A 20557-nucleotide genomic window follows, 5' to 3' on the forward strand; every position below is an offset into this window, starting at 1 on the left:
GCGGGTCGGTCGGCGGCTTCGCGCCGGGGACTCCGTTCCGGAGCGACGGCACCGGGAGCGACGGCACCGGCGCCGTCGCTCCCGGCACGGGCGACGGCCCTGCCCCGCGCGGGGGGCGGGGCAGGGGCGTCGCCCGTGGGGCCGGGCAGGGGCGTCGCCCGTGGGGCGGGGTTCGTCCGGCCGGGCTACCGACAGGCGTTTTTTCCTTGACTAATTTTTTTGTCGGCCGGATGCTGAACCGGTGCTGGAAGTCGCCGTGATCGAAGAACCCGCCGCGGCCCAGGCCTCGCTGGACCCCATGCGGTCACGTCTCCTCGCCGCCCTGGCCGAGCCCGGCTCGGCCGCCATGCTGGCCACCCGGCTGGGGCTGCCCCGGCAGAGGGTCAACTATCACCTGAAGGAACTGGAGCGGCACGGCCTCGTCGAACTCGCCGAGGAGCGCCGCAAGGGCAGCGTCACCGAACGGGTGTACCGCGCCACCGCGGCCACCTACGTGATCTCCCCCGGCGTCCTGGCCGCCGTGAGCCCGGACCCCGCCCACTCCCCCGACCAGCTCTCCGCCCGCTGGCTGCTGGCGCTCGGCTCCCGGCTGGTGCAGGAGGTCGGGTCCCTGCTGACCGGCGCCTCCCGGGCCCGGCAGCGGGCCGCCGCCTTCGGCATCGACGCACAGGTGCGGTTCGCCTCCGCGGCCGACCGGGCCGCCTTCGCCGAGGAGCTGGCCCAGTCCGTGGCCGCCCTCGTCGGCCGCTACCACGACGAATCCGCTCCCGGGGGCCGCAACCACCGGGTGGTCGTCGGAGTTCACCGGATCCCCGCCGCACAGCCCGGGGCCGGAGCGGGGGCGGCGGGGCCGGAACCGGCCGAGGTCGGGGCGCCGGCGGAACCGGCCGGGACCGGGGCGGGGGCCCGGCCTGCCTGAACCGTCCGACGTTCCGACCTGACCTACCTGATAGTCCCAGATCCGCACGAGAACCAAGGAACCACCCATGCGCACCCTGATCAGCACCGCTTTCATCTCGCTCGACGGCGTCGTCGAGGGCCCCGGCGGCGAACCCGGCTACCGCAACTCCGGCTGGACCTTCAAGGACATCGAGTTCCTCCCCGAGGCGTTCGAGATCAAGGGGCGGGAGCAGGAGGAGGCCACCGCGATGCTGCTCGGCCGGGTCAGCTACCAGGCGTTCAGCCCGGTGTGGCCGGACATGCCGGAGTTCGCCCACTACAAGGCACTGCCGAAGTACGTCGTCTCCACCACCCTCACCGAGGACGACCTGGTGCCGAACTGGGGCGAGACCACCATCCTGCGTTCGCTCGACGAGGTCGCCGCGCTGAAGGAGACCGAGGGCGGCCCGATCATCGTCCACGGCAGCGCCACCCTGAACCACGCCCTCTCGGACGCCGGTCTGATCGACCGCTACCACCTGCTCGTCTTCCCGCTGCTGCTCGGCGCCGGCAAGCGCCTGTTCAGCACGACGGACAAGGACACCCAGAAGCTGAAGCTGGTCGAGCACGAGGTGTACGGGAACGGCCTCCAGAAGCAGGTCCTCGACGTGGTCCGCTGACCGTTCCCCGCTGCGCCCCGGCCTCCCTCCCGGTTCCCCACCCCTTCGTCAACGCTCCTCCGCCGTGCGCCAGATGAACACCTCGCTGCTCGGTTGCCGTTCCGAGAAGAGCCCCGACGGCGAGGTCCGGGTGAGGAGGCGGCGCAGGTCCGACTCGAAGGCCGGGCGGCGCTCGGCGAAGAGGGGCGGGGCCGAGGAGGAGAGCGCGAAGACGCCCGCGACCACGTCGTCGGCCGTACGTTCCAGCGGTCGCCCGCCCGGGACGACGATCCGCTGCGGGCCGGTGAAGCCCGCCCGGGCGAGGACGGCGGCCTCGCCGTCCGGCGTGCCGTGCGGCAACAGCCCCCGCCCGGCGCGGCGGACCGGGCCGAGGTAGTGCCGGACCAGCTCGCCGATCGCGCCGTACGGGACCGGCGGGTGCGGCAGTCCCCCGGTGGGCCGGGGCTCGCCCTTCAGGTCCGAGATGTGCGCCAGGGCGCCGCCGGGCCGCAGCATGCGCCGTACGGTCGCCGCCACCAGGTCACGGTCCATCCAGTGGAAGGACTGGCCGAAGGTCGCCAGCGTGAAGGTGCCGAGGCCCGGCGGCAGTCCCTCGGCCCGGGCCCGCACCCAGGCGGCCTTGGGCTCCCCGGCGCCGACCCGGCGCGCCTCGGCGATCATCCCGGCGTCCGGGTCCACCCCGACGACCTCGCCGAACAGGTGCGCCAGGGCCAGTGCCAGCGTGCCCGGCCCGCACCCCACGTCGAGCAGCCGCCCCCGCCCGTCGAGCCCCAGCGCCTCGGCCAGCGCCTGCGCCAGGCCGGGGGCGTACGGGAGCCGGCCGCGGGTGTAGTGGGCGGCCGTTCCGGCGAACAGCGTCTCGTCCCAGGACCAGGAGTCGTCGGCCATGGCTGCTCCTTCGGGAACCGTCCTCGGGTGAACGGGCCCGATCATGGCATGAGTTGACCTCGGATCGAGGGTGGGCGGGAGGGGAAGTCGATGGACAGGGACTCTGCGATCACCAGACTGAGCCCATGACCGTGACAGATGAGAAGACCGATCTCCGGATCTACGTCCAGGACGCCCGCGACGCCCTGCTCTGGAAGCTCGAAGGCCTCTCCGAGTACGACCTGCGCCGCCCGCTCACCCCCACCGGAACCAACCTGCTGGGTCTGGTCAAGCACGTCACCGGCGCCGAGGCCCTGTACTTCGGCGACACCTTCGGCCGCCCCTTCCCCGAACCGGCCCCCGTGTGGATCACCGGCGGGACCGAGCCGAACGGCGACATGTGGGCACGGGCGGACGAGAGCACCGAGGAGATCGTCGGGCGCTACCGGCGGGTCTGGGCGCACTCCGACGCCACCATCGAGGCCCTGCCGCTGGACGCCGTCGGCAAGGTCCCGTTCGGCGCCCGCCACGAACAGACCCTGCACCGCGTACTCGTCCACATGATCGCCGAGACCCACCGCCACGTCGGACACGCCGACCTGGTCCGCGAACTCGTGGACGGCGCCACCGGCCAGCGCTCCGACGGCGCCAACACCGCCCCCGGCGACGCCGACTGGTGGCGGGCCCACCACGACCGCGTGGAGCAGGCGGCCCGGCAGGCCGGCGGCCCCGCCTGAGGTGGGGAGGGCGGTCCGCGAGGCGCGGCTGACCACGCACGGCCCGGCCCGCCTCCGGCTCGCCGGGCCGCTCACCGATCCGGTGGCCGCGCTCCGGGCGCTCCGCGAGGGCTCGGGGATCCCGATCCGACAGGCACGGGAGCTCCTCGACCGGCTACGGGACTTCGGCCTGAGCGGGACGCTCGTCGAGATGGCGCGCCGGCGGGCACTGCTGGCCGAACGGGGTCGCGGCGGAGGTGACGGCCGGCTTCGGGCGGGCGTACCGGTACGTGGGGCCACCGGAACTACGGGCGGGGGTCGGCGGCCCGGGTGGCCGACCGGTACGGACAGCGGGCGAGTTCGCCACCTGGACGGCCGACCGGACGGCGGAGGAGCTCGCGGAACCGTTCACCTTCGTGGTCGACCTGGACGGCGCGCTGCGGCTCGCTCCGCGCCGTAGCGAACATGTGGCGTGCGCGGGTGGGGAGTTGGTGATGAGCGCCGGGGAGATCGGGTTCCGGCGGTCGCGGGACGGTTGGGAGGTCGAGACGGTCAGCAACCACTCCACCGACTACTGCCCCGACACCGCCTCCTGGCCCGCTGTCACCGCCGCCGTCACCGCCGCCGTCACCTGCATCGAGCTGCCGCACCCCGGCGGCTTCACCCACGCGATGGTCTTCCGCCGCTGCCCACGGTGCGACCGCTGCAACCTCGTCCGCGAGGAGCACTACGCCTGCGCCTTCTGCGACACGAACCTGCCCCGGCACCGGAACGTCGACGGCACCGCACCACTCTGAGCCGCGCGGGTGGCCGGTACCGCAGCTGCCCGGTACCGCGAGGCTGCCCTGTACCGCGTGGCACCGGACGCCTCCTGCCGGAGCCGCCGCACCCCTCCTCCCGCACGGAACTGCCTCGGTGTTGTCGGGCCGGGCCGCTAGGGTCTGTGGGTCACGGGGCAGGCAGGGAAAGGGTTGGACACGTGGGGTTTGCGCGGGTGGCGGAGCTGCCGGGTGGGGTGGTGCACACGGGGAGTCGGGAGTTCCTGGTGCGGGAGGGACTGCCGGCGGCCGGGGCGTTCCTGGACTTCGAGGCGCTCGAGGACGGGGAGCTGACGGCGTTCCCGGCGGAGGCGGAGCGGTTGTTCGTCCTCGGGGAGACGGAGTACTGCACCCCGTTCGCCACCGGCGGCAGCCTGGTGCTGCTGGACGGGCTGACCGGCGAGGTGTTCCTGGACAACGGAGGCCCGCGGCGCGACCTGCTGGCCTCCGACGTGGCCGCACTGGCCGGCCTGGTGCGCGAGGTGGACGCGGTGGCCGAGGAGGCACGGCGGCCGGAGGCGCTGAACGGGCTGCGCGGGCCCACCGTGGTCGCCGAGGTGCTGGCGGGGGCCGAGCGGCGGATGCGGGAGATCGATCCCGGACTGTTCGGCGACGGGTCCGCGCCGCCCCCGCACTGGGGCACCGCGCTGCTGGTGCGGGCGCTGGGTTGGGGTGCGCTGCCGGGCGCGCCGGGCGGACCCGCGTACGAGCTGGCCCCGGAGCTGGTGGCGGAGCTGGCGGCGCTGACGGACCAGGACGGCGGCCCGGGTCGGGTGCACCGGTTCCGGCCCGAGGAACTGCCCGCCGCCCTGGTGCACGAGCCGACCCGGCAGCTGCTGACCGAGATCGGCCTACCGCTGGGCGGGGCGATGTTCGGGGTGTGCGAGGAGCCGCTGGCCACCATGGGCGAGGCGTACCCGGAGTACTTCGACGGCGAGGAGGAGCGGCCGTACCAGCGAGACTTCCTCGCCCTCGGGGACTGGCCGACCGACCTCACGATCGCCCTGGACGGGACCACCGGCCGGCTGGAGCTGCCGGACTGGTACGACGACGGCCACCCCGAGGCCTACCTGAACCGCGACCTGTCCGCCCTGCTCTACGCCCTCTGGACCTACGAGCGGCTGCGTGCCGAGTGGGACCGCTGGGACTACGGCCGGGCCCGGGACACCTGGGCGGTGTTCGATCCGCAGGCACTGCTGAGCGCGGTGGTGGACCGGCTGGTGGAGGCCGTCGACCCGGAGGCCTTCGCCTCGCCGGGCTGCTCCTGGCGGCTGCTCGCCGAGGACGGGCACATGGGCGGCCTGCTCGGCTGAGCGCTTCGGCCGGCTTGGTTCTGACGGCAGCTCTGGCCCTGATTCTTGTTCTGACGCTGGTTCTGGTTCTGGCTCTGGTTCTGGTTCTGACGCTGGCCCTGGTGATAGCGGCGGCCGGGCCGGTGCGGTGGACGGCGCGGGCATCGGGCGTGCCACCGTGCCGGGGCTTCGGAGCGGCCGGTCCTGGGGAACCGTTCCCCGGCTGGGTCTTGGGGTCAGCGGGGCGGGCGCGCAGTACTCGACACCCGGGGCTCAACGCCCGGGGTCGGTCGGGGTAGGTCGGTCGGTCGGTCGGTCAGCGAACTGCGGCCTGGCGGGAGGGTTCCGGGCCAGGCGTAGGCTGAGCCGATTCGATCACTCGAGAAGGCGTCGAAGGGACCTGCGAGGGATGCGCAGCGACACGGGGGAGCTCTACCGGGCGTTCGCGGAGAGGGAGGCGCACGGCAACTCGCCGATCTATCGGGAGCTGGCCGAACACGTCGCCGAGGACGGGCGGTTGTGCGCGCTGCTGGACGGGTTGCCCACCGCCAAGCGGCAGCCGAACCTGCTGTTCGGCGCGGTCCGGCACCTGGGCGGGCCGGTGACCGAGGGCTGGTCGGCCTTCCGTGGTTGGGCGGTGGAGCGCTGGACCGAGGTCTCGGCGACGATGCTGGAGCGGCGGACCCAGACCAACGAGGCGGGCCGCTGCGCCACCCTGTTGCCACTGTTGGCCACCCTGCCGCAGCCGCTCGCCCTGATCGAGGTCGGCGCCTCGGCCGGGCTCTGCCTGTACCCGGACAGGTATCGGTACCGATACCTGTCCGGGGTCGGGCGCGGGAGTGGGGGCCGTAGCGGCGGCGGCAGCGGCAGTGGCAGCGGCAGCGGGGCCGGTGTCCCGGTCGCGGAGTTCGGCGCCGAGGCGAGCCCGGTGACGCTGGACTGCGTGGTGAGCGGGCCGGTGCCGCTCCCCGGCTCCCTGTTGGAACGGCTGCCCGAGGTGGTGTGGCGGGCCGGGGTCGACCTCAATCCGCTGGACGTACGGGCCGAGGAGGACGTGCGCTGGCTGGAGTCGCTGGTCTGGCCCGAGCAGACCCACCGGCTGGACCGGCTGCGCGGCGCCGTCCGGGTCGCCCGGGCCGAACCGCCGCTGCTGGTGCGCGGCGATCTCAACGCGACGGTGGAGGAGTTGGTGGCGCGGGCCCCGGCCGGGGCGACGCCGGTGGTGTTCCACAGCGCGGTGCTCGCGTACCTGCCGCCGGAGGAGCGGGAGGAGTTCGCGGCGACGATGCGCGAGTTGCCCGGGCACTGGATCTCCAACGAGGCGGTTTCCGTGCTGCCGACCGTCACCCGACGCCTCCCCCGCCAGACCCCGGCCGTCTCCGGGCTGTTCGCGCTCGCGCTGGACGAGCGGCCGGTGGCCTTCACCGGGCCGCACGGGCAGTCCCTGGACTGGTTCGGCGAGGCGTAGGCGGCGTGCGGGGCGTAGGCGGCATGCAGGGCGTGCGGGCGGCGGGAGCCTCGGGCTTGAAGCTGCCGCAGCGGCAGCTTCTACCGTCGTGACCAGGGCCGGAGAACCGGCCCCGGTCCACGCGAACGTGGGGACGTGGAGAACGAGGGAGGCGGCCATGGCTTGGCCCATCGCCGAAGTGGCCCGGATGTCCCGTGTGACCGCCAGGACCTTGCGGCACTACGACGAGATCGGGCTGCTGCCCCCGGCCTGGATCGGCTCCAACGGCCACCGCTACTACGAGGAACGGCAGTTGCTCCAGCTGCAACAGATCCTGGTACTGCGGGCACTGGGCGTGGGGCTGACCGAGATCGCCCGGATCCTGGGCGATCAGGTGGACGAGCTGGAGGCCCTGCGGGGCCACCGCCGACGGCTGCTCGCCGAGCGCGACCGGCTCGACGCCCTGGCCACCACCGTTTCCCGCACGATCGCCGACCTGGAACACTCCCGGAAGGACGGCACGCCCATGACCATCAACCGCCCCGAGAACCTGTTCGAGGGCATCCAGCCCGACGACATCGACGCGAGCCTGCGCGAGTTCCCCGAGCACGCCGAGGCGGCCCGGCGTGCGACCGCCGCGATGTCTCCGGCCGAGATCGAGGCCGGACAGCGCGAGCGGACCGCCCGCATGATCCACCTGGCTGAGCTGATGGCGGCCGGCCACCCGGCCGACGCCGAGCCCGTGCAGAGCACGATCGACGAGGAGTACCAGCTGCTCCGCACCATCCGTTCGGTCGCGACCGGCGAGTTCCTGGCGATCGCCCGGTCCTGCACCGAGAACGAACAGTGGAGCGCCGCGTACGAGGCCATCGCCCCCGGCCTGGCCGCGTACCAGCGTGCCGCCATGGAGGCGTACGCGGCGGCGCGGCTGTCCTGAGCCACCCCGGTCGGAGGACCTGGTCCGGTCCGGTCTGCCCTGGCTTGGTCTGGCCTGACGTGGCCTGGCCTGGAAGTCCTGCGAGGGCTTCCGGGCCAGACCGGGCCGGACGCCGGGCGGCTCCGCGCCCGCTCCTCCCCCGGTGTCACTCCGTCCGCAGCGCCGTGACCGTCCGGGTGCGGGCCGCCCAGGTGGCCGGGAGGGCGGCGCCGAGCAGGGCCAGCACCAGGCCGCCGAGTATCAGCGGCCCCGAGACCGCCGGGGAGAACACGGCGAGGTCGGCGTCCGGCACCCCGATCCCGGCGGCCCGGGCCATCGCGGGCATCACCTGGTGGTGCACCAGGACACCGATCGGGACCCCGATCAACCCGGCTGCCAGCCCGCTGCCGCAGACCGAGGTGAGCACCATGCCGACCGTCTGCCGGGGCGACATCCCCAGTGCCTTGAACACCCCGAGGTCGTGCACCCGCTCCCTGGTGTCCAGCAGCACGGTGTTGAGCACCCCGAGCCCCGCCACCGCGGAGAGCAGCAGCGTGAGCACGCCTGCCAGGGTGTTCATCGCCAGCACCACGATGTTGACGTGCTCCCCGCCGGGATCGGCGCTCAGGCCCAGCGGCTTCACCGCCTGGTCGAGCCCGTCGGTGTAGGCCTGCACGTCGCTGCCCGGGGTGAGGTCGATGTGGAAGGTGAGCGCCTCGGCGTGGATCGCGCCGCCGAGCGGTGCCAGCGTGGCCCGGTCCGTGAACACCACGTCGTTGGTGGACAGGACCTCGCCGGTGATCTTCGCCGGGGTGGTACGGCCGTGGTCGGTGAGGGTGACGGTGTCACCGACCTTCGCCTGGTTGGCCCGCAGGTAGGCCGCGGCCACCACGACCTCGCCGGGGCCGTGGAACCAGCGACCGGAGATCAGTTGGAAGCCGCTCCAGGAGGCGTCGCCGCTGAACGCGACCACCTCGGAGCGCCCGGTGTTCCCGGCCAGGGCGGCCGGGGCCGGGGCGGTGCTGTACCAGGCGCGGGTGCCCGGTCGGGACTCGATGGCCCTGGCCACCGCCGCCTCGTCCACGTGGTCGACGGGCTGCGCGGTGCCCTCGATCGGGGCCTGGACCACCACCTTGCCCGCGCGGTCGGCCGTCAGGCCCTCCTGGAGGGAGCCCAGCGAGAGCGTCAGGCCGACGCAGAGGGTGACCCCGACCGTACCGAGCACCACGGCGGCGCCGGTGGTCGCCGAGCGGCCCGGCCGGTTGAGCGGGGAGGCCAGCCCGAGGCTGAAGGCACGTGGCACCGGCAGCCGGCCGATCAGGTCCTGCGCCCGGGACAGCGGGCCCGCCGCCCCCGCCTGGCCGGCCGCGCGGCGGGCGGCCGCCCGCTTGGCACCCGGAGCCGTCCGGCCGACCGCGAGCGCCTCCACCGTCCGCAGCCGCCCGGCCCGCAGGGCCGGTACCAGAGCGGTGCCCGCCACGGCCGCCAGCGCCGCCACCGCGACCACGGCGTCCACCCAGGTCGGGATGCCGAGCAACCCACCGCGCAGGGCCTTGTGGGCCAGCCCGAGGACCGGCACGGACAGCAGGTTTCCGAGGAGCACGCCGAGCGCCGTGCCGAGCCCGGCGGGGATCAGCGCCTGACCGACGTAGGCGCGTGCCACCTGGGCGGGGGTGAAGCCCAGGGACTTGAGGATGCCGATCCGCCGGGTGGCGGCGTTGACGGCACCGCTGACCACGACGCCGATGATCAGCACCGACATGGCCAGCCCGAGCACCCCGAAGGCCGTGACGAACGGGACGAAGGTCGAGGCCGTTCGGTTCGCCTCCTCCCGGGCCGGCCGGTAGGAGGTGGCCCCGGCGATCGCCTCGCCCGGAAGGGCGGCGGCCAGCGCGGCGCGGTCGGCCGCCACCTCGGCGTCGCCGTCGGCGTGGGCGAAGCGGTAGAGGTACTGGACGGCGGGCGCCGTGCCGGGCGCCGTCAGCCCGGCCACCTGCTCCGGGGCGACCCAGCCGTCCGCGCTCCAGGAGACCGAGGCCGCCAGGCCGACGACCTTGAGCGTCGGGTGGGCCGGCAGATCCGGGAACTCCATGCTGTCGCCGACCGCCAGCGGGGAGTGCCCGTCCAGGAACACCACCTCGCCGGGGCCCGCGATCCAGCGGCCGTCGGTGATCCGCAGGCCGTCCAGCGCACCGTCCTGGGCGCGGCCGACCAGCGTCATCGGCGGCAGCGGGCTCCCGGCCGGCGGGATCCGGGTGCCGGGACCGGAGCGCGGCTGGACGGTCACCGCCTGGTAGGGGCCGGCCGTGGCCGTCACGCCGGGGGCGTGGGCCGTCGCGGCGAGCTGGGCGGGGCTCGCCTTCGCCCGGTCGTACAGCACGTTGAGGTGGGCGCCGCGCTGGTCCGCGAAGGAGCGCTGGTAGGGGCCCTGGGCGGCGACCAGCAGGCCGAGCGCGAGGATGCACGCCGTCACGGACACCATCGTGGTGAGCACCATCACCAGCGTCTGCACCCGCCGGCGGCCCACCCCGGCGCGCACCACCTTGCCGAGCGCACTCATCGGCCACCGCCCGGTGCGGCCGCGGCCGCCGTGTCCCGGACCAGCCGGCCGTCGAGCAGTTCGATCGTCCGCTCGGCACAGGCCTCGGCGAGCGCGGTGTCATGGGTGACCAGCAGGATCGTCTGGCCCTCCGCGTTGAGCCCGCGCAGCAGGTCGCGGACGTCGGCGGCCGAGGCGGTGTCCAGTGCCCCGGTGGGCTCGTCGGCCAGCAGCAGCGGCGGACGGTTCATCAGCGCCCGGGCCACCGCGACCCGCTGGCGCTCGCCGCCGGAGAGCCGGCCGGGGAAGGCCTTGGCGTGCCGGGCCACCCCCAGCCGCTCCAGCAGCTCCCCGGCCCGGGCCCGGGCCTGCTCCCGCCGCATCCCCGCCAGCTGGGCCGGGAGCAGCACGTTGTCCTCCGCGTTCAGGTCGTCCAGCAGGTTGAAGAACTGGAACACCATGCCGATCCGGGCCCGCCGGTACTCGGCCAGCGCGGCCTCGCCGAGCCGGTGCACGGCGACGCCGTCCACCTCCACCTCGCCCTCGCTCGGGCGGTCCAGGCCGGCGATCAGGTTCAGCAGGGTGGACTTGCCGCTGCCCGAGCGGCCGAGCACGGCCAGCGCCTCGCCGGCCCGGACCTCCAGGTCGAGCCCGGCCAGGGCGGGGCGGGCGGCGTCGGATCGGTCGTACGTCTTGCTGACGCCGCGGATCCGGATGATCGGCGCGTTCACGGGCCCTCCACGGTTCGGGGTCCGGCACCGGGAACCCCGGGCCGGCTGACGGGACATGACGCTACGAATCCGAGGCGGGCTGCCGACAGCCGTCTGGACGGCCTCTACGGGGTGTATCCAGATACACCCCGAACTGGGTGTTCAGGCCTAGAGCGCCGGGCGACCCGGACGGGCAGACTGACCCATCGAAAGATCGGAACCGGGGCCCACGGGGCTTCGGAACGACGTCATCGGGTCCGCGGCCTCGGTCCGCGGCCTCGGGGGTCTGCGGCTTCGAGGTCCCCGGACGGGGGCCGCGAAAAGGGAAAGGGGGGCGCGTCATGAACGCGGGAGTGCTGAACGGACTGGCCCTGAGGGTCGGCCGGGCGTGCGCGGACGGGGTGCGCGCCTGGTACACGGCGACACTGGCCGTGACGGGCCTCCTCGCGCTGCTGGCGGGGCCGGTCCTGCTGGCAGCCGCGCTGTTCGGCCCGGACGAGCCCCGGGACTTCCACCCAGGCGGGCCGCTGATCCTGGCAGTGCCGATGGCGCCGGTCGCCCTGTGGGCGCTCTGCTGGGCCACCGGGGGCGGCGGCCGGGCGGTCGGCGCCGCGCTGTTCGCCCCGGGGGCGATAGCGCTGATGGCGACGCACCTCTACGGCGGTGCCGCGCCCGGCGGCCGGTCCGGCTCGTTCTGGCTGGCGCCCTCGCTGCTGGTGCTCGGGCTGTTCGGGGCCCGTTGGATCGCGACGGAGAGCAGGCGGACGGTCGGGAAGTGGAGCGGGCGGCCGATCCCGGTGCCGTACCGCCGGCCGGTCGGGGCGGGGCCCTGGCGGCGGCTGCGGGTCGGCGGCTGGCTCACCGACCCGGCGACGTGGCGGGACTTCGCCTGGACGCTGCTCACCGGCGCCGCCGTGCTGCTCACCGCCGCGATCGTCGTGCTGACCCCGGTCGCCCTGGAGGTCTTCGGCCGGGACGGCCGGTTCTTCGCCCTCGGCGTCGTCTACTCGATGGGCCTGACCGTCGCTCCGCTGGCCGTCCTGTGGGCCGCCCCACCCGCCCTGCGGATCCACGAGAAGGCCGCCCGGGCCCTGCTCGGGCCCTCCCGGCGGACCGAGCTCGCCCGCCAGGTCAGCCATCTCGCGCGGACCAGGGCGGACACCATCGATGCCGGCGCGGCCGAGCTGCGCCGGATCGAGCGGGACCTGCACGACGGGGCGCAGGCCCGGCTGGTGGCGCTGGGCATGCTGCTGACCGTGGCCGAGCAGCTGAAGGACGACCCGGACGCCCTCGGACCGCTGCTGGCCGAGGCCCGGCTGTCCTCGGTGAAGGCGCTGGGCGAGCTGCGGGACCTGGTCCGCGGCATCCACCCCCCGGTGCTCGCCGACCGCGGCCTGGCCGACGCGATTCGGGCGACGGCGCTGGACATGCCGCTGCCGGTCGGCTTCAGCGGCGGCCTGCCCGGCCGGGCTCCGGCCCCGGTGGAGTCGGCGGCCTACTTCGCGGTGACGGAGCTGCTGGCCAACGTGGTGAAGCACGCGGGGGCCTCGCAGGTGTGGATCGAGATAGGGCACAGTGGCGGGCTGTTGCGGATATCGGTCACCGACGACGGGCGCGGCGGCGCCGCCCCGTCCCGGGGAACCGGCCTCAGCGGAACCGAACGCCGACTGGCCGCCTTCGACGGGGTGCTCGCGATCAGCAGCCCGTCCGGCGGGCCGACCATCGTGAACCTGGAGATCCCGTGCGCGTTGTCATCGCCGAAGACCTCTTCCTCCTCAGGGACGGCCTGACCCGGCTGCTGGAGGCCAACGGCATGAAGGTCACCGCGGCGGTGGAGGACGGCGAGCAGCTGCTCGCCGCGATCGCCGCGGACCGTCCCGACATCGCCGTGGTCGACGTCCGGCTGCCGCCGGGCTTCACCGACGAGGGTCTGCGGGCCGCGCTGGCGGCTCGCCGGGCCCATCCGGGTCTGCCCGTCCTGGTGCTGTCGCAGTTCGTGGAGCAGCTGTACGCGCGCGAGCTGCTCGCCGGCAGCACCGGCGGGATCGGCTACCTGCTCAAGGACCGGGTGATGGACGGCACCCAGTTCATCGACGCCGTCCGGCGGGTCGCCCAGGGCGGCACCGCGATGGATCCGGAGGTGATCACCCGGCTGCTCACCCACAACTCCTCGGCCGGTCCGGTCTCCACCCTCTCGCCGCGCGAGCGCCAGGTGCTGGCGCTGATGGCGGAGGGCCGGTCCAACGCGGCGATCGCCCAGCAGCTGGTGATCACCGAGCGGGCGGTCGCCAAGCACACCGCGTCGATCTTCGTACGGCTCGCCCTCCAGCCCTCCGATGACGACAACCGCCGGGTCCTGGCCGTCCTGGCCTACCTCAACAACTCCTGAGCTAAGCCGAGAGGCGCCGCCGTCGCCCGCACTTCGACACCCCCGGCCCCGCCCCGGCGCCACCGGCCCCACTCAGGTACCACCGGCCCCACTCAGGTACCACCGGCACACAACTTGATAGATCACCGACAAGTGGTGAGCGGCCCTCCGCCGTACGGGGCTCGCCCGCCGCAGAACGGGTCAATTACGCTGGTGAGGTGCTCATCCTTGTTCGCCGCCGTCACGTGGACCTGCTCCGCGTGACGACCATGTCCTGTCGACGCTCCGGCTGAACCTCGCGCCACCCACCCTCGCGCCACCCACCCTCACGGCGGCCCCTGCCCGGCCGCCGCCACCTCCCGGCTCCCGAGCATCCGCCGCACCAGGCGCTGCTCCGGCCCTCCCCGGTCGACCACCGGGACCAGCCGGGACGAGACCCAGCGGATGTCACACATGACGCAGCAGTACACGCCCATATCCGGGACCGGCACCGGCTCCGCCCCGGCGGACGCCCTCCCGGTGATCGACCTCTCGCTCGCCGACGGCAGCCCGGAGGACCGCCGCCGCCTGCACGACGAGCTCCGCGCCGCGGCCACCGGCGTCGGTTTCTTCCAGCTCGTCGGCCACGGCGTCACCCCGGATGAGACCGCCGCGCTCGCCCGGGCCACGCGGGCCTTCTTCGCCCTCCCCGAGGCCGACCGGCTCGCCGTGAGCAACCTCAACTCCCCCCACTACCGGGGCTACACCCGCATCGGCGACGAGCGCACCGGCGGCAGCCAGGACTGGCGCGACCAGCTCGACATCGGCGCCGAGCTGCCCCCGCACGTCCCCGGCACCGGCGAGCCCCCGTACTGGTGGCTGGAGGGGCCCAACCAGTGGCCCGAGGCGCTCCCCGAGCTGCGCACCGCCGCGCTCGGCTGGGTCGACCACCTCGGCGCGGTCGCCCGCCGCCTGCTGCACGAGCTCCTCGCCGCCATCGGCGCCCGACCCGACTACTACGACGAGGCCTTCGCGGGCCATCCCCACCTGCGCCTCAAGCTGGTCCGCTACCCCGGCAGCGCCCCGGACGGCACCGGCCAGGGAGTCGGCACCCACAAGGACTACGGGTTCATCACCCTGCTGCTGCAGGACACCGTCGGCGGCCTCCAGGTCGAGCGCGCGGACGGCACCTTCCTGGACGTCCCGCCGCTCGACGGCGCCTTCGTCGTCAACCTCGGCGAGCTGCTGGAGGTGGCCACGGACGGTTACCTCAAGGCCACCAGCCACCGCGTGGTCAGCCCGCCCGGCGCCCGCGAGCGCTTCTCGGTGCCGTTCTTCTACAACCCCCGCCTCGACGCCCACATCGAGCCGCTCGACTTCCCGCTCGCCCACCACGCCCCCGGCGCCACCGAGGACCCGGCCAACCCGCTCTTCGCCGACTTCGGCCTCAACGAGTGGAAGGGCTACACCAGGGCCCACCCCGAAGTCACCCGCCGCCACCACGCCGCCCTCGCCTGACCGGCGACGCCCGCCGCCCCCACGCCCAGCCCCCACGCCCAGCCCCACGCCCAGCCTCGATCCGCCACGGCACGGAGCCGGCCGACCCGATCTGCCCGGCGCCGTAGCCGGTGATCGGCGCAGGGCTGTTCCTCCGCCGGTCCGGACGGACCGCATGGACCAGATGAACCCGAGGCCCGGACGGACCGCATGGACCACATGGGCCCGCTGGACAAGATGGACCCGGGGCGGCGGGCACTGTCACACTGCTGCTGTCACAGCAGGAGTGTGCCAGCGTGGGAGGCGGCGGATGGGGGAGCACGGCGGGGTGGGGGTCGGACTGCGGCTGACCGTGGACGAGCTGGCGGCGCGGGCCGGGGTGACGGTGCGGACGGTGCGGTTCTACGGGACGAAGGGGCTGCTGCCGCCGCCCGAGCTGGGGCCGCGGCGGGTGGGGTTGTACGGGGCGGCGCACCTGGACCGGCTGGAGCTGATCGAGGAGTTGCAGCGGCAGGGGCTGACGCTGGCGGCGATCGAGCGGTACCTTGCGCGGCTGCCGCAGGACAGCACGCCGCTGGACCTGGCGATCCATCGTGCGCTGGTCGCGTCCTGGACGCCGGAGGCCCCGGAGGCGGCCACCAGGGCGCAGCTGGAGCGGCGGGCCGGGCGGGGGCTGACGGAGGAGCAGGTCGAGCGGCTCGCCGCGATGGGGGCGCTGGAGCGGACGGGGGACCCGGAGGTGTTCCGGGTGGATCCCGGGCTGCTGCCGCTGGGCGTGCGGATCCTGGACGTGCCGATCCCGCTGGAGACGTTGCTGGCCGCCCGGGCGGTGGTGCTGGAGCACAGCCGGGCGACGGCGCGGGAGTTGCAGCGGCTGTTCCGCGAGACGGTGTGGAAGCCGTACCGGGAGAGCGAGCCCGGGCCGGAGGAACTGACCCGGATGCGGGCGCTGACGGACCACATCCAGCCGATGGTGGCGCAGGCGCTGGTCACCGCCTTCCAGCGGTACCTGCGGGAGGAACTGGGCGAGGAACTGCGCCAGGAGGAAGAGCACGAGGAGGAGCGCGGGGAGGAGAAGGAGCAGCGGTAGCAGAGGCCCGGTGGGGCCGTGCGGTGCACGGCCCCACCGGAGCCCGGACGGGTCGGCGGGTCAGTCCGTGAAGGTCCGGCCCTCGGCGGCCACCCGCTCCAGCAGCGCCGGCGGCGCGAACCGCTCGCCGTACGCGGCGGCGAGTTCGCGGGCGCGGGCCAGGAAGCCGGTCGGGCCGCCCTCGTAGCCGTTGATGTACTGGAACACGCCGCCCGTCCAGGCCGGGAAGCCGATGCCGAGGATCGAGCCGACGTTGGCGTCGGCGACCGAGGTCAGCACGCCCTCCTCCAGGCAGCGCACCGAGTCCAGCGCCTCGCTGAACAGCATCCGCTCCTTGAGGTCCTCGAAGGGCACCTCGGTGGCACCGCCGCCGAAGTGCTCCAGCAGCCCGGGCCAGAGCCGCCCGCGCTTGCCGTCCTCGCCGTACTCGTAGAAGCCCGCGCCGCCGCTGCGTCCGGGGCGGCCGAACTCGTCGACCATCCGGTCGACGACCGTGTCCGCCGGGTGCGGCGTCCAGGTGCCGCCGGCCGCCTCCGCCGCGCGCCGGTACTCGTCGCGGATCTTGCGCGGCAGGGTGAGGGTGAGCTCGTCCATCAGGGAGAGCACCTTGGCGGGGTAGCCGGCCTGGGCGGCGGCCTGCTCGATGCTGGACGGGTGGACGCCCTCGCCGACCATGGCGACGCCCTCGTTGATGAACTGGCCGATCACCCGCGAGGTGAAGAAGCCGCGCGAGTCGTTGACCACGATCGGGGTCCGGTCGATCTGCCGGACCAGGTCGAAGGCACGGGCCAGCGCCTCGTCCCCGGTCTGCGGGCCGCGGATGATCTCGACCAGCCGCATCTTGTCGACCGGCGAGAAGAAGTGCAGCCCGATGAAGTCGCTCCGGCGCTCGACGCCTTCCGCGAGCACGCCGATCGGCAGGGTGGAGGTGTTGGAGCAGAGCAGCGCGTCGGCGTCGACCACGCCCTCGATCTCCTGGAACACCTTGTGCTTGAGCTCGGTGTTCTCGAACACGGCCTCGATCACCGCGTCGCAGCCGGCCAGGTCGGCGGCCTCGGCGGTGGGGGTGATCCGGGCCAGCAGCTCGTCGCGCTTGGCCTCGGTGGAGCGCCCGCGCGCGATGGCCTTGTTCAGCAGCCCCTCGGAGTAGGCCTTTCCGCGCTCGGCGGCCTCGACGCTGACGTCCTTGAGCACCACCTCGATGCCGGCCTTGGCGCAGGTGTAGGCGATGCCCGCGCCCATCATCCCGGCGCCGAGCACCGCGACCTTGCGGACCGGCCGCTTCTCGACGTCCTTCGGGCGCCCGGCACCGGAGTTGACCGCCTGCATGTCGAAGAACAGCGACTGGATCATGTTCTTGCTGGTCTGCCCGCAGACCAGCTCGGTGAAGTAGCGGGCCTCGATGGTCATCGCGGTGTCGACGTCCACCTGGGCGCTCTCGACGGCGGCGGCCAGGATGTTGCGCGGAGCCGGGTAGGGCGCGCCGTTCAGCTGCTTGCGCAGGTTGGCCGGGAAGGCGGGGAGGTTGGCCGCGAAGGCCGGGGTGGCCGGGGTGCCGCCGGGGATCTTGTGGCCCTTGACGTCCCAGGGCTGGACGGCGGTCGGGTTGGCGTCGATCCAGGCTCGCGCCCGGGCGGCCAGTTCCTCGGGGGTGTCGACCAGTTCGTGCACCAGTCCGTGCTCCAGCGCCTGCGCCGGACGGTACTGGCGGCCCTGGAGCAGGAACTTCAGCAGGGCGTCGGTGATGCCGAACAGCCGGACCGTCCGGACCACTCCGCCGCCGCCCGGCAGCAGACCGAGGGTCACCTCGGGCAGGCCGAGCCGGCTGGCGGGGCTGTTCAGCGCGATCCGGTGGTGGCAGGCGAGGGCGATCTCCAGGCCGCCGCCGAGCGCGCTGCCGTTGACGGCGGCGACGACCGGCTTGCCGAGGGTCTCCAGCTTGCGCAGCGAGCGCTTGATCCGCATCGACTTCTCGAACACGGACTCGGCGTCCTCGGGGCGGGCGGCGGAGAGCATCCGCAGGTCTCCCCCGGCGAAGAAGGTCTTCTTGCCGGAGGTGATCACCACGCCGCGCAGCGCGTCCGAGGCGGCCAGGCCCGCCAGGCGCTCGACGACGGTCTCGAAGTCGGCGGAGAAGGCCTCGTTCATGGTGTTGACGGACTGGGTGGGGTCGTCGAGGACGAGGGTGACCACGCCGTCCTGGTCCTGCTCCCAGCGGATGGTGGTGGTGTCGCTCATGGGTTCACGGTCTCCAGATCTACCGGTCTGCTGGGGGAGGTCAGATGCGCTCGACGATGGTGGCGATGCCCATGCCGCCGCCCACGCAGAGGGTGATCAGGCCGTAGCGCAGGTCGCGCCGCTCCAGTTCGTCGATCACGGTGCCGAGCAGCATCGCGCCGGTGGCGCCGAGCGGGTGGCCGAGCGCGATCGCGCCGCCGTTGACGTTCACCTGGTCGTGGCGGAAGCCGAGTTCGCGGATGAAGCGGAGCGCGACCGCGGCGAAGGCCTCGTTGATCTCGACCAGGTCGATGTCGGCGGCGGTGAGCCCCGCCTTGGCGAGCGCCTTGTGGGTGGCCGGGGCGGGCCCGGTGAGCATGATGGTCGGCTCGGAGCCGGAGACGGCGGCGGAGACGATCCGGGCGCGCGGGCGCAGCCCGTACCGCTCGCCGACCTCGCGGTTGCCGATGGCCACCAGCGCGGCACCGTCCACGATGCCGGAGGAGTTGCCCGCGTGGTGGACGTGGTCGATGGCCTCGACCCAGTGGTACTTCTGGAGGGCGACGGCGTCGAAGCCGCCGGCCTCGCCGATGGCGGCGAAGGAGGGCTTGAGGCCGGCCAGGGTCTCGACGGTGGTGCCGGGGCGGATGAACTCGTCGCGCTCCAGCACGACCAGGCCGTTGCGGTCGCGCACCGGGACGACCGAGCGGTCGAACAGGCCGTCCGCCTGGGCCTTGGCGGCACGGGCCTGGGACTCGGCGGCGAAGGCGTCCACGTCGGTGCGGGAGAAGCCCTCGATGGTGGCGATGAGGTCGGCGCCGATGCCCTGCGGGGCGAAGTTGGTCTCGTACGCGGTCATCGGGTCGGCGAACCAGGCGCCGCCGTCGGAGGCCATCTTCACCCGGGACATCGACTCCACGCCGCCGGCCAGGACCAGGTCCTCCCAGCCGGAACGGACCTTGGCGGCGGCCAGGTTGACGGCTTCCAGGCCGGAGGCGCAGAAGCGGTTCTCCTGGACGCCCGCGACGGTGTCGGGCAGGCCGGCCGCGACGGCGGCGATCCGGGCGATGTCGGAGCCCTGGTCGCCGACCGGGCTGACCACGCCGAGCACGATGTCGTCGATCGCGGCCGGGTCCAACCCGGGGAAGCGGTGGCGCAGTTCGTGGATCAGTCCGACGACCAGGTCGATCGGCTTGGTGCCGTGCAGCGAGCCGGAGGCCTTGCCCCGGCCGCGCGGGGTGCGGATCGCGTCGTAGACGTACGCTTCGGTGGTCACGGTGGGAACGCCTTTCAGCGGGTTTTCGGGGCAGGGGTCTGGGGGTCAAGGGGCCTGCGGAGCAGGGGTCTGCGGAGCAGGAGGTCAGCGGGGAACGTTCGGAGACCCGAGCGCGGAGCGGTCAGCCGAGGATGGAACGGCCGACGATCTCCTTCATGATCTCGGTGGTGCCGCCGTAGATGGTCTGGATGCGGCCGTCGGTGAACGCCCGGGCGACCGGGAACTCACTCATGTAGCCGTAGCCGCCGTGCAGTTGGAGGCAGCGGTCGGCGGTGCGCTTCTGCAGCTCGGTGGCCCACCACTTGGCCATCGAGGCGTCCACCGGGGTGAGCGCCCAGCGGTTGTGCTCGGTGATGCAGCGGTCCACGAAGGCCCGGGTGACGGCGCACTCGGTGGCCAGTTCGGCGATCTCGAAGCGGACGTGCTGGAGCTTGGCGAGCGGACGGCCGAAGGCCTCGCGCTGCTTGACGTAGTCGGTGGTGATCTCGACCAGGTACTCGGCCCCGGCGATCGCCGCGGCGGCGATGGTGAGCCGTTCCTGGGCGAGGTTCTGCATCAGGTGGACGAAGCCGCCGTTGAGCTCGCCGATCAGGTTCTCCTTCGGCACCCGGACGTCCTCGAAGAACAACTCGGCGGTGTCCTGGGCCTTCTGGCCGATCTTGTCGAGGTTGCGGCCGCGCTCGAAACCGGGCGTTCCGCGCTCGACGGCCAGCAGGCTCAGCCCGTGCGCGCCGCCCTCGGGGGTGGTGCGGGCGACCACGATCACCAGGTCGGCGAGGATGCCGTTGGAGATGAAGGTCTTGGCGCCGTTGAGCAGGTAGTGGTCTCCCCGGTCGACCGCCTGGGTGCGGATGCCCTGGAGGTCGGAGCCGGTGCCGGGCTCGGTCATCGCGATCGCGGTGATCAGCTCGCCCGAGCAGAAGCCGGGCAGCCAGCGGCGCTTCTGCTCCTCGGTGGCGAGCGAGGTGAGGTACGGGCCGATGATGTCGTTGTGCAGGCCGATCGCCAGCCCGGAGGCACCGGCCCGGGCGAACTCCTCGGCCAGCACGGCGGCGTAGCGGAAGTCGGGGGTGCCGCCACCGCCGTACTCCTCGGGGACGGCGAGGCCGAGCAGGCCCTGGCGGCCGGCCGCGAGCCAGGCGGAGCGGTCGACGATGCCGGCCTTCTCCCAGCGGTCGTAGTGCGGCAGCACCTCCTTGGCCAGGAAGGCCCGCACGGTGGCCCGGAAGTCGTCGTGCTGCTCGGTGAAGATCTCGCGCTGCAACG

Annotated in this window: 18 protein-coding genes; 11 read left to right on the top strand and 7 right to left on the bottom strand. The window is 73.7% G+C overall.

Annotation, left to right across the window (positions count from 1 at the left end):
- The first annotated feature begins 241 nt into the window (after positions 1–241).
- Both ABZ449_RS18515 and ABZ449_RS18520 read left to right on the top strand, forming a co-directional pair.
- Positions 242–919 carry a helix-turn-helix domain-containing protein gene (locus ABZ449_RS18515; RefSeq protein ID WP_360346842.1) on the top strand — a complete coding sequence of 226 codons (678 nt, stop codon included), beginning with the start codon at positions 242–244 and terminating at the stop codon, positions 917–919.
- 67 nt (positions 920–986) lie between these two features.
- On the top strand, positions 987–1559 hold the full coding sequence (locus tag ABZ449_RS18520) for a dihydrofolate reductase family protein (RefSeq protein ID WP_360346844.1): 573 nt from the start codon (positions 987–989) through the stop codon (positions 1557–1559).
- Between the two features lie 48 nt (positions 1560–1607).
- Here the strand turns inward: ABZ449_RS18520 and ABZ449_RS18525 are convergent, their stop codons facing one another.
- On the bottom strand, positions 1608–2447 hold the full coding sequence (locus tag ABZ449_RS18525) for a class I SAM-dependent methyltransferase (RefSeq protein WP_360346846.1): 840 nt from the start codon (positions 2445–2447) through the stop codon (positions 1608–1610).
- A 125-nt stretch (positions 2448–2572) separates the two neighbouring features.
- Between ABZ449_RS18525 and ABZ449_RS18530 the strand changes: the two genes are divergently transcribed.
- The 5 genes from ABZ449_RS18530 to ABZ449_RS18550 all read left to right on the top strand — a co-directional run bounded on the left by ABZ449_RS18530 (position 2573) and on the right by ABZ449_RS18550 (position 7636).
- Positions 2573–3163, top strand: coding sequence for a DinB family protein (locus ABZ449_RS18530; protein WP_360346848.1), 591 nt, complete (start codon positions 2573–2575; stop codon positions 3161–3163).
- Between the two features lie 236 nt (positions 3164–3399).
- The gene (locus tag ABZ449_RS18535) at positions 3400–3939 is read left to right on the top strand and encodes a hypothetical protein (RefSeq protein ID WP_360346850.1); all 540 of its coding nucleotides are present in this window, start codon (positions 3400–3402) and stop codon (positions 3937–3939) included.
- 182 nt (positions 3940–4121) lie between these two features.
- A complete protein-coding gene (locus tag ABZ449_RS18540; RefSeq protein ID WP_360346852.1) occupies positions 4122–5273 on the top strand; it encodes an SUKH-4 family immunity protein in 1152 nt (383 codons plus the stop codon).
- Between the two features lie 388 nt (positions 5274–5661).
- Positions 5662–6720 carry a DUF2332 domain-containing protein gene (locus ABZ449_RS18545; RefSeq protein WP_360346854.1) on the top strand — a complete coding sequence of 353 codons (1059 nt, stop codon included), beginning with the start codon at positions 5662–5664 and terminating at the stop codon, positions 6718–6720.
- A 157-nt stretch (positions 6721–6877) separates the two neighbouring features.
- Positions 6878–7636, top strand: a complete 759-nt coding sequence (locus ABZ449_RS18550; protein ID WP_360346856.1) for a MerR family transcriptional regulator — start codon at positions 6878–6880, stop codon at positions 7634–7636.
- A gap of 145 nt (positions 7637–7781) precedes the next feature.
- On the opposite strand, the gene ABZ449_RS18555 is transcribed toward ABZ449_RS18550, so the two are convergent.
- Both ABZ449_RS18555 and ABZ449_RS18560 read right to left on the bottom strand, forming a co-directional pair.
- Positions 7782–10175, bottom strand: coding sequence for an FtsX-like permease family protein (locus tag ABZ449_RS18555; protein ID WP_360346858.1), 2394 nt, complete (start codon positions 10173–10175; stop codon positions 7782–7784).
- Positions 10172–10885: an ABC transporter ATP-binding protein gene (locus ABZ449_RS18560; protein WP_360346860.1), complete on the bottom strand. Its 714-nt coding sequence runs from the start codon at positions 10883–10885 to the stop codon at positions 10172–10174. Before ABZ449_RS18560 ends, ABZ449_RS18555 begins: the two co-directional genes overlap by 4 nt.
- Positions 10886–11205: 320 nt before the next feature.
- Between ABZ449_RS18560 and ABZ449_RS18565 the strand changes: the two genes are divergently transcribed.
- Together ABZ449_RS18565 and ABZ449_RS18570 are read left to right on the top strand one after the other, a co-directional pair.
- The gene (locus ABZ449_RS18565) at positions 11206–12654 is read left to right on the top strand and encodes a histidine kinase (RefSeq protein WP_360346862.1); all 1449 of its coding nucleotides are present in this window, start codon (positions 11206–11208) and stop codon (positions 12652–12654) included.
- Complete coding sequence (locus tag ABZ449_RS18570) at positions 12606–13253, top strand: response regulator transcription factor (RefSeq protein ID WP_360346864.1); 648 nt, start codon at positions 12606–12608, stop codon at positions 13251–13253. Before ABZ449_RS18565 ends, ABZ449_RS18570 begins: the two co-directional genes overlap by 49 nt.
- A 305-nt stretch (positions 13254–13558) precedes the next feature.
- Here the strand turns inward: ABZ449_RS18570 and ABZ449_RS18575 are convergent, their stop codons facing one another.
- Positions 13559–13687 (bottom strand): hypothetical protein, encoded by a 129-nt coding sequence (locus tag ABZ449_RS18575; RefSeq protein WP_360346866.1) that lies wholly within the window; start codon positions 13685–13687, stop codon positions 13559–13561.
- Between ABZ449_RS18575 and ABZ449_RS18580 the strand changes: the two genes are divergently transcribed.
- Both ABZ449_RS18580 and ABZ449_RS18585 read left to right on the top strand, forming a co-directional pair.
- Positions 13686–14729: a 2-oxoglutarate and iron-dependent oxygenase domain-containing protein gene (locus tag ABZ449_RS18580; RefSeq protein WP_360346868.1), complete on the top strand. Its 1044-nt coding sequence runs from the start codon at positions 13686–13688 to the stop codon at positions 14727–14729. The two genes, ABZ449_RS18575 and ABZ449_RS18580, sit on opposite strands and share 2 nt — an antisense overlap.
- A 289-nt stretch (positions 14730–15018) precedes the next feature.
- Positions 15019–15798 carry a MerR family transcriptional regulator gene (locus tag ABZ449_RS18585; protein WP_360346870.1) on the top strand — a complete coding sequence of 260 codons (780 nt, stop codon included), beginning with the start codon at positions 15019–15021 and terminating at the stop codon, positions 15796–15798.
- 60 nt (positions 15799–15858) lie between these two features.
- On the opposite strand, the gene ABZ449_RS18590 is transcribed toward ABZ449_RS18585, so the two are convergent.
- From ABZ449_RS18590 to ABZ449_RS18600, 3 genes are all read right to left on the bottom strand, one after another.
- Positions 15859–18036 carry a 3-hydroxyacyl-CoA dehydrogenase NAD-binding domain-containing protein gene (locus tag ABZ449_RS18590; protein ID WP_360346872.1) on the bottom strand — a complete coding sequence of 726 codons (2178 nt, stop codon included), beginning with the start codon at positions 18034–18036 and terminating at the stop codon, positions 15859–15861.
- Positions 18037–18076: 40 nt separating this feature from the next.
- Complete coding sequence (locus ABZ449_RS18595) at positions 18077–19291, bottom strand: acetyl-CoA C-acetyltransferase (protein WP_360346874.1); 1215 nt, start codon at positions 19289–19291, stop codon at positions 18077–18079.
- A gap of 121 nt (positions 19292–19412) precedes the next feature.
- On the bottom strand, positions 19413–20555 hold the full coding sequence (locus ABZ449_RS18600) for an acyl-CoA dehydrogenase family protein (RefSeq protein ID WP_360346876.1): 1143 nt from the start codon (positions 20553–20555) through the stop codon (positions 19413–19415).
- Positions 20556–20557: the final 2 nt, after the last annotated feature.

The sequence above is a fragment of the Kitasatospora sp. NPDC005856 genome, assembly GCF_040629945.1.
GTDB lineage: Bacteria > Actinomycetota > Actinomycetes > Streptomycetales > Streptomycetaceae > Kitasatospora.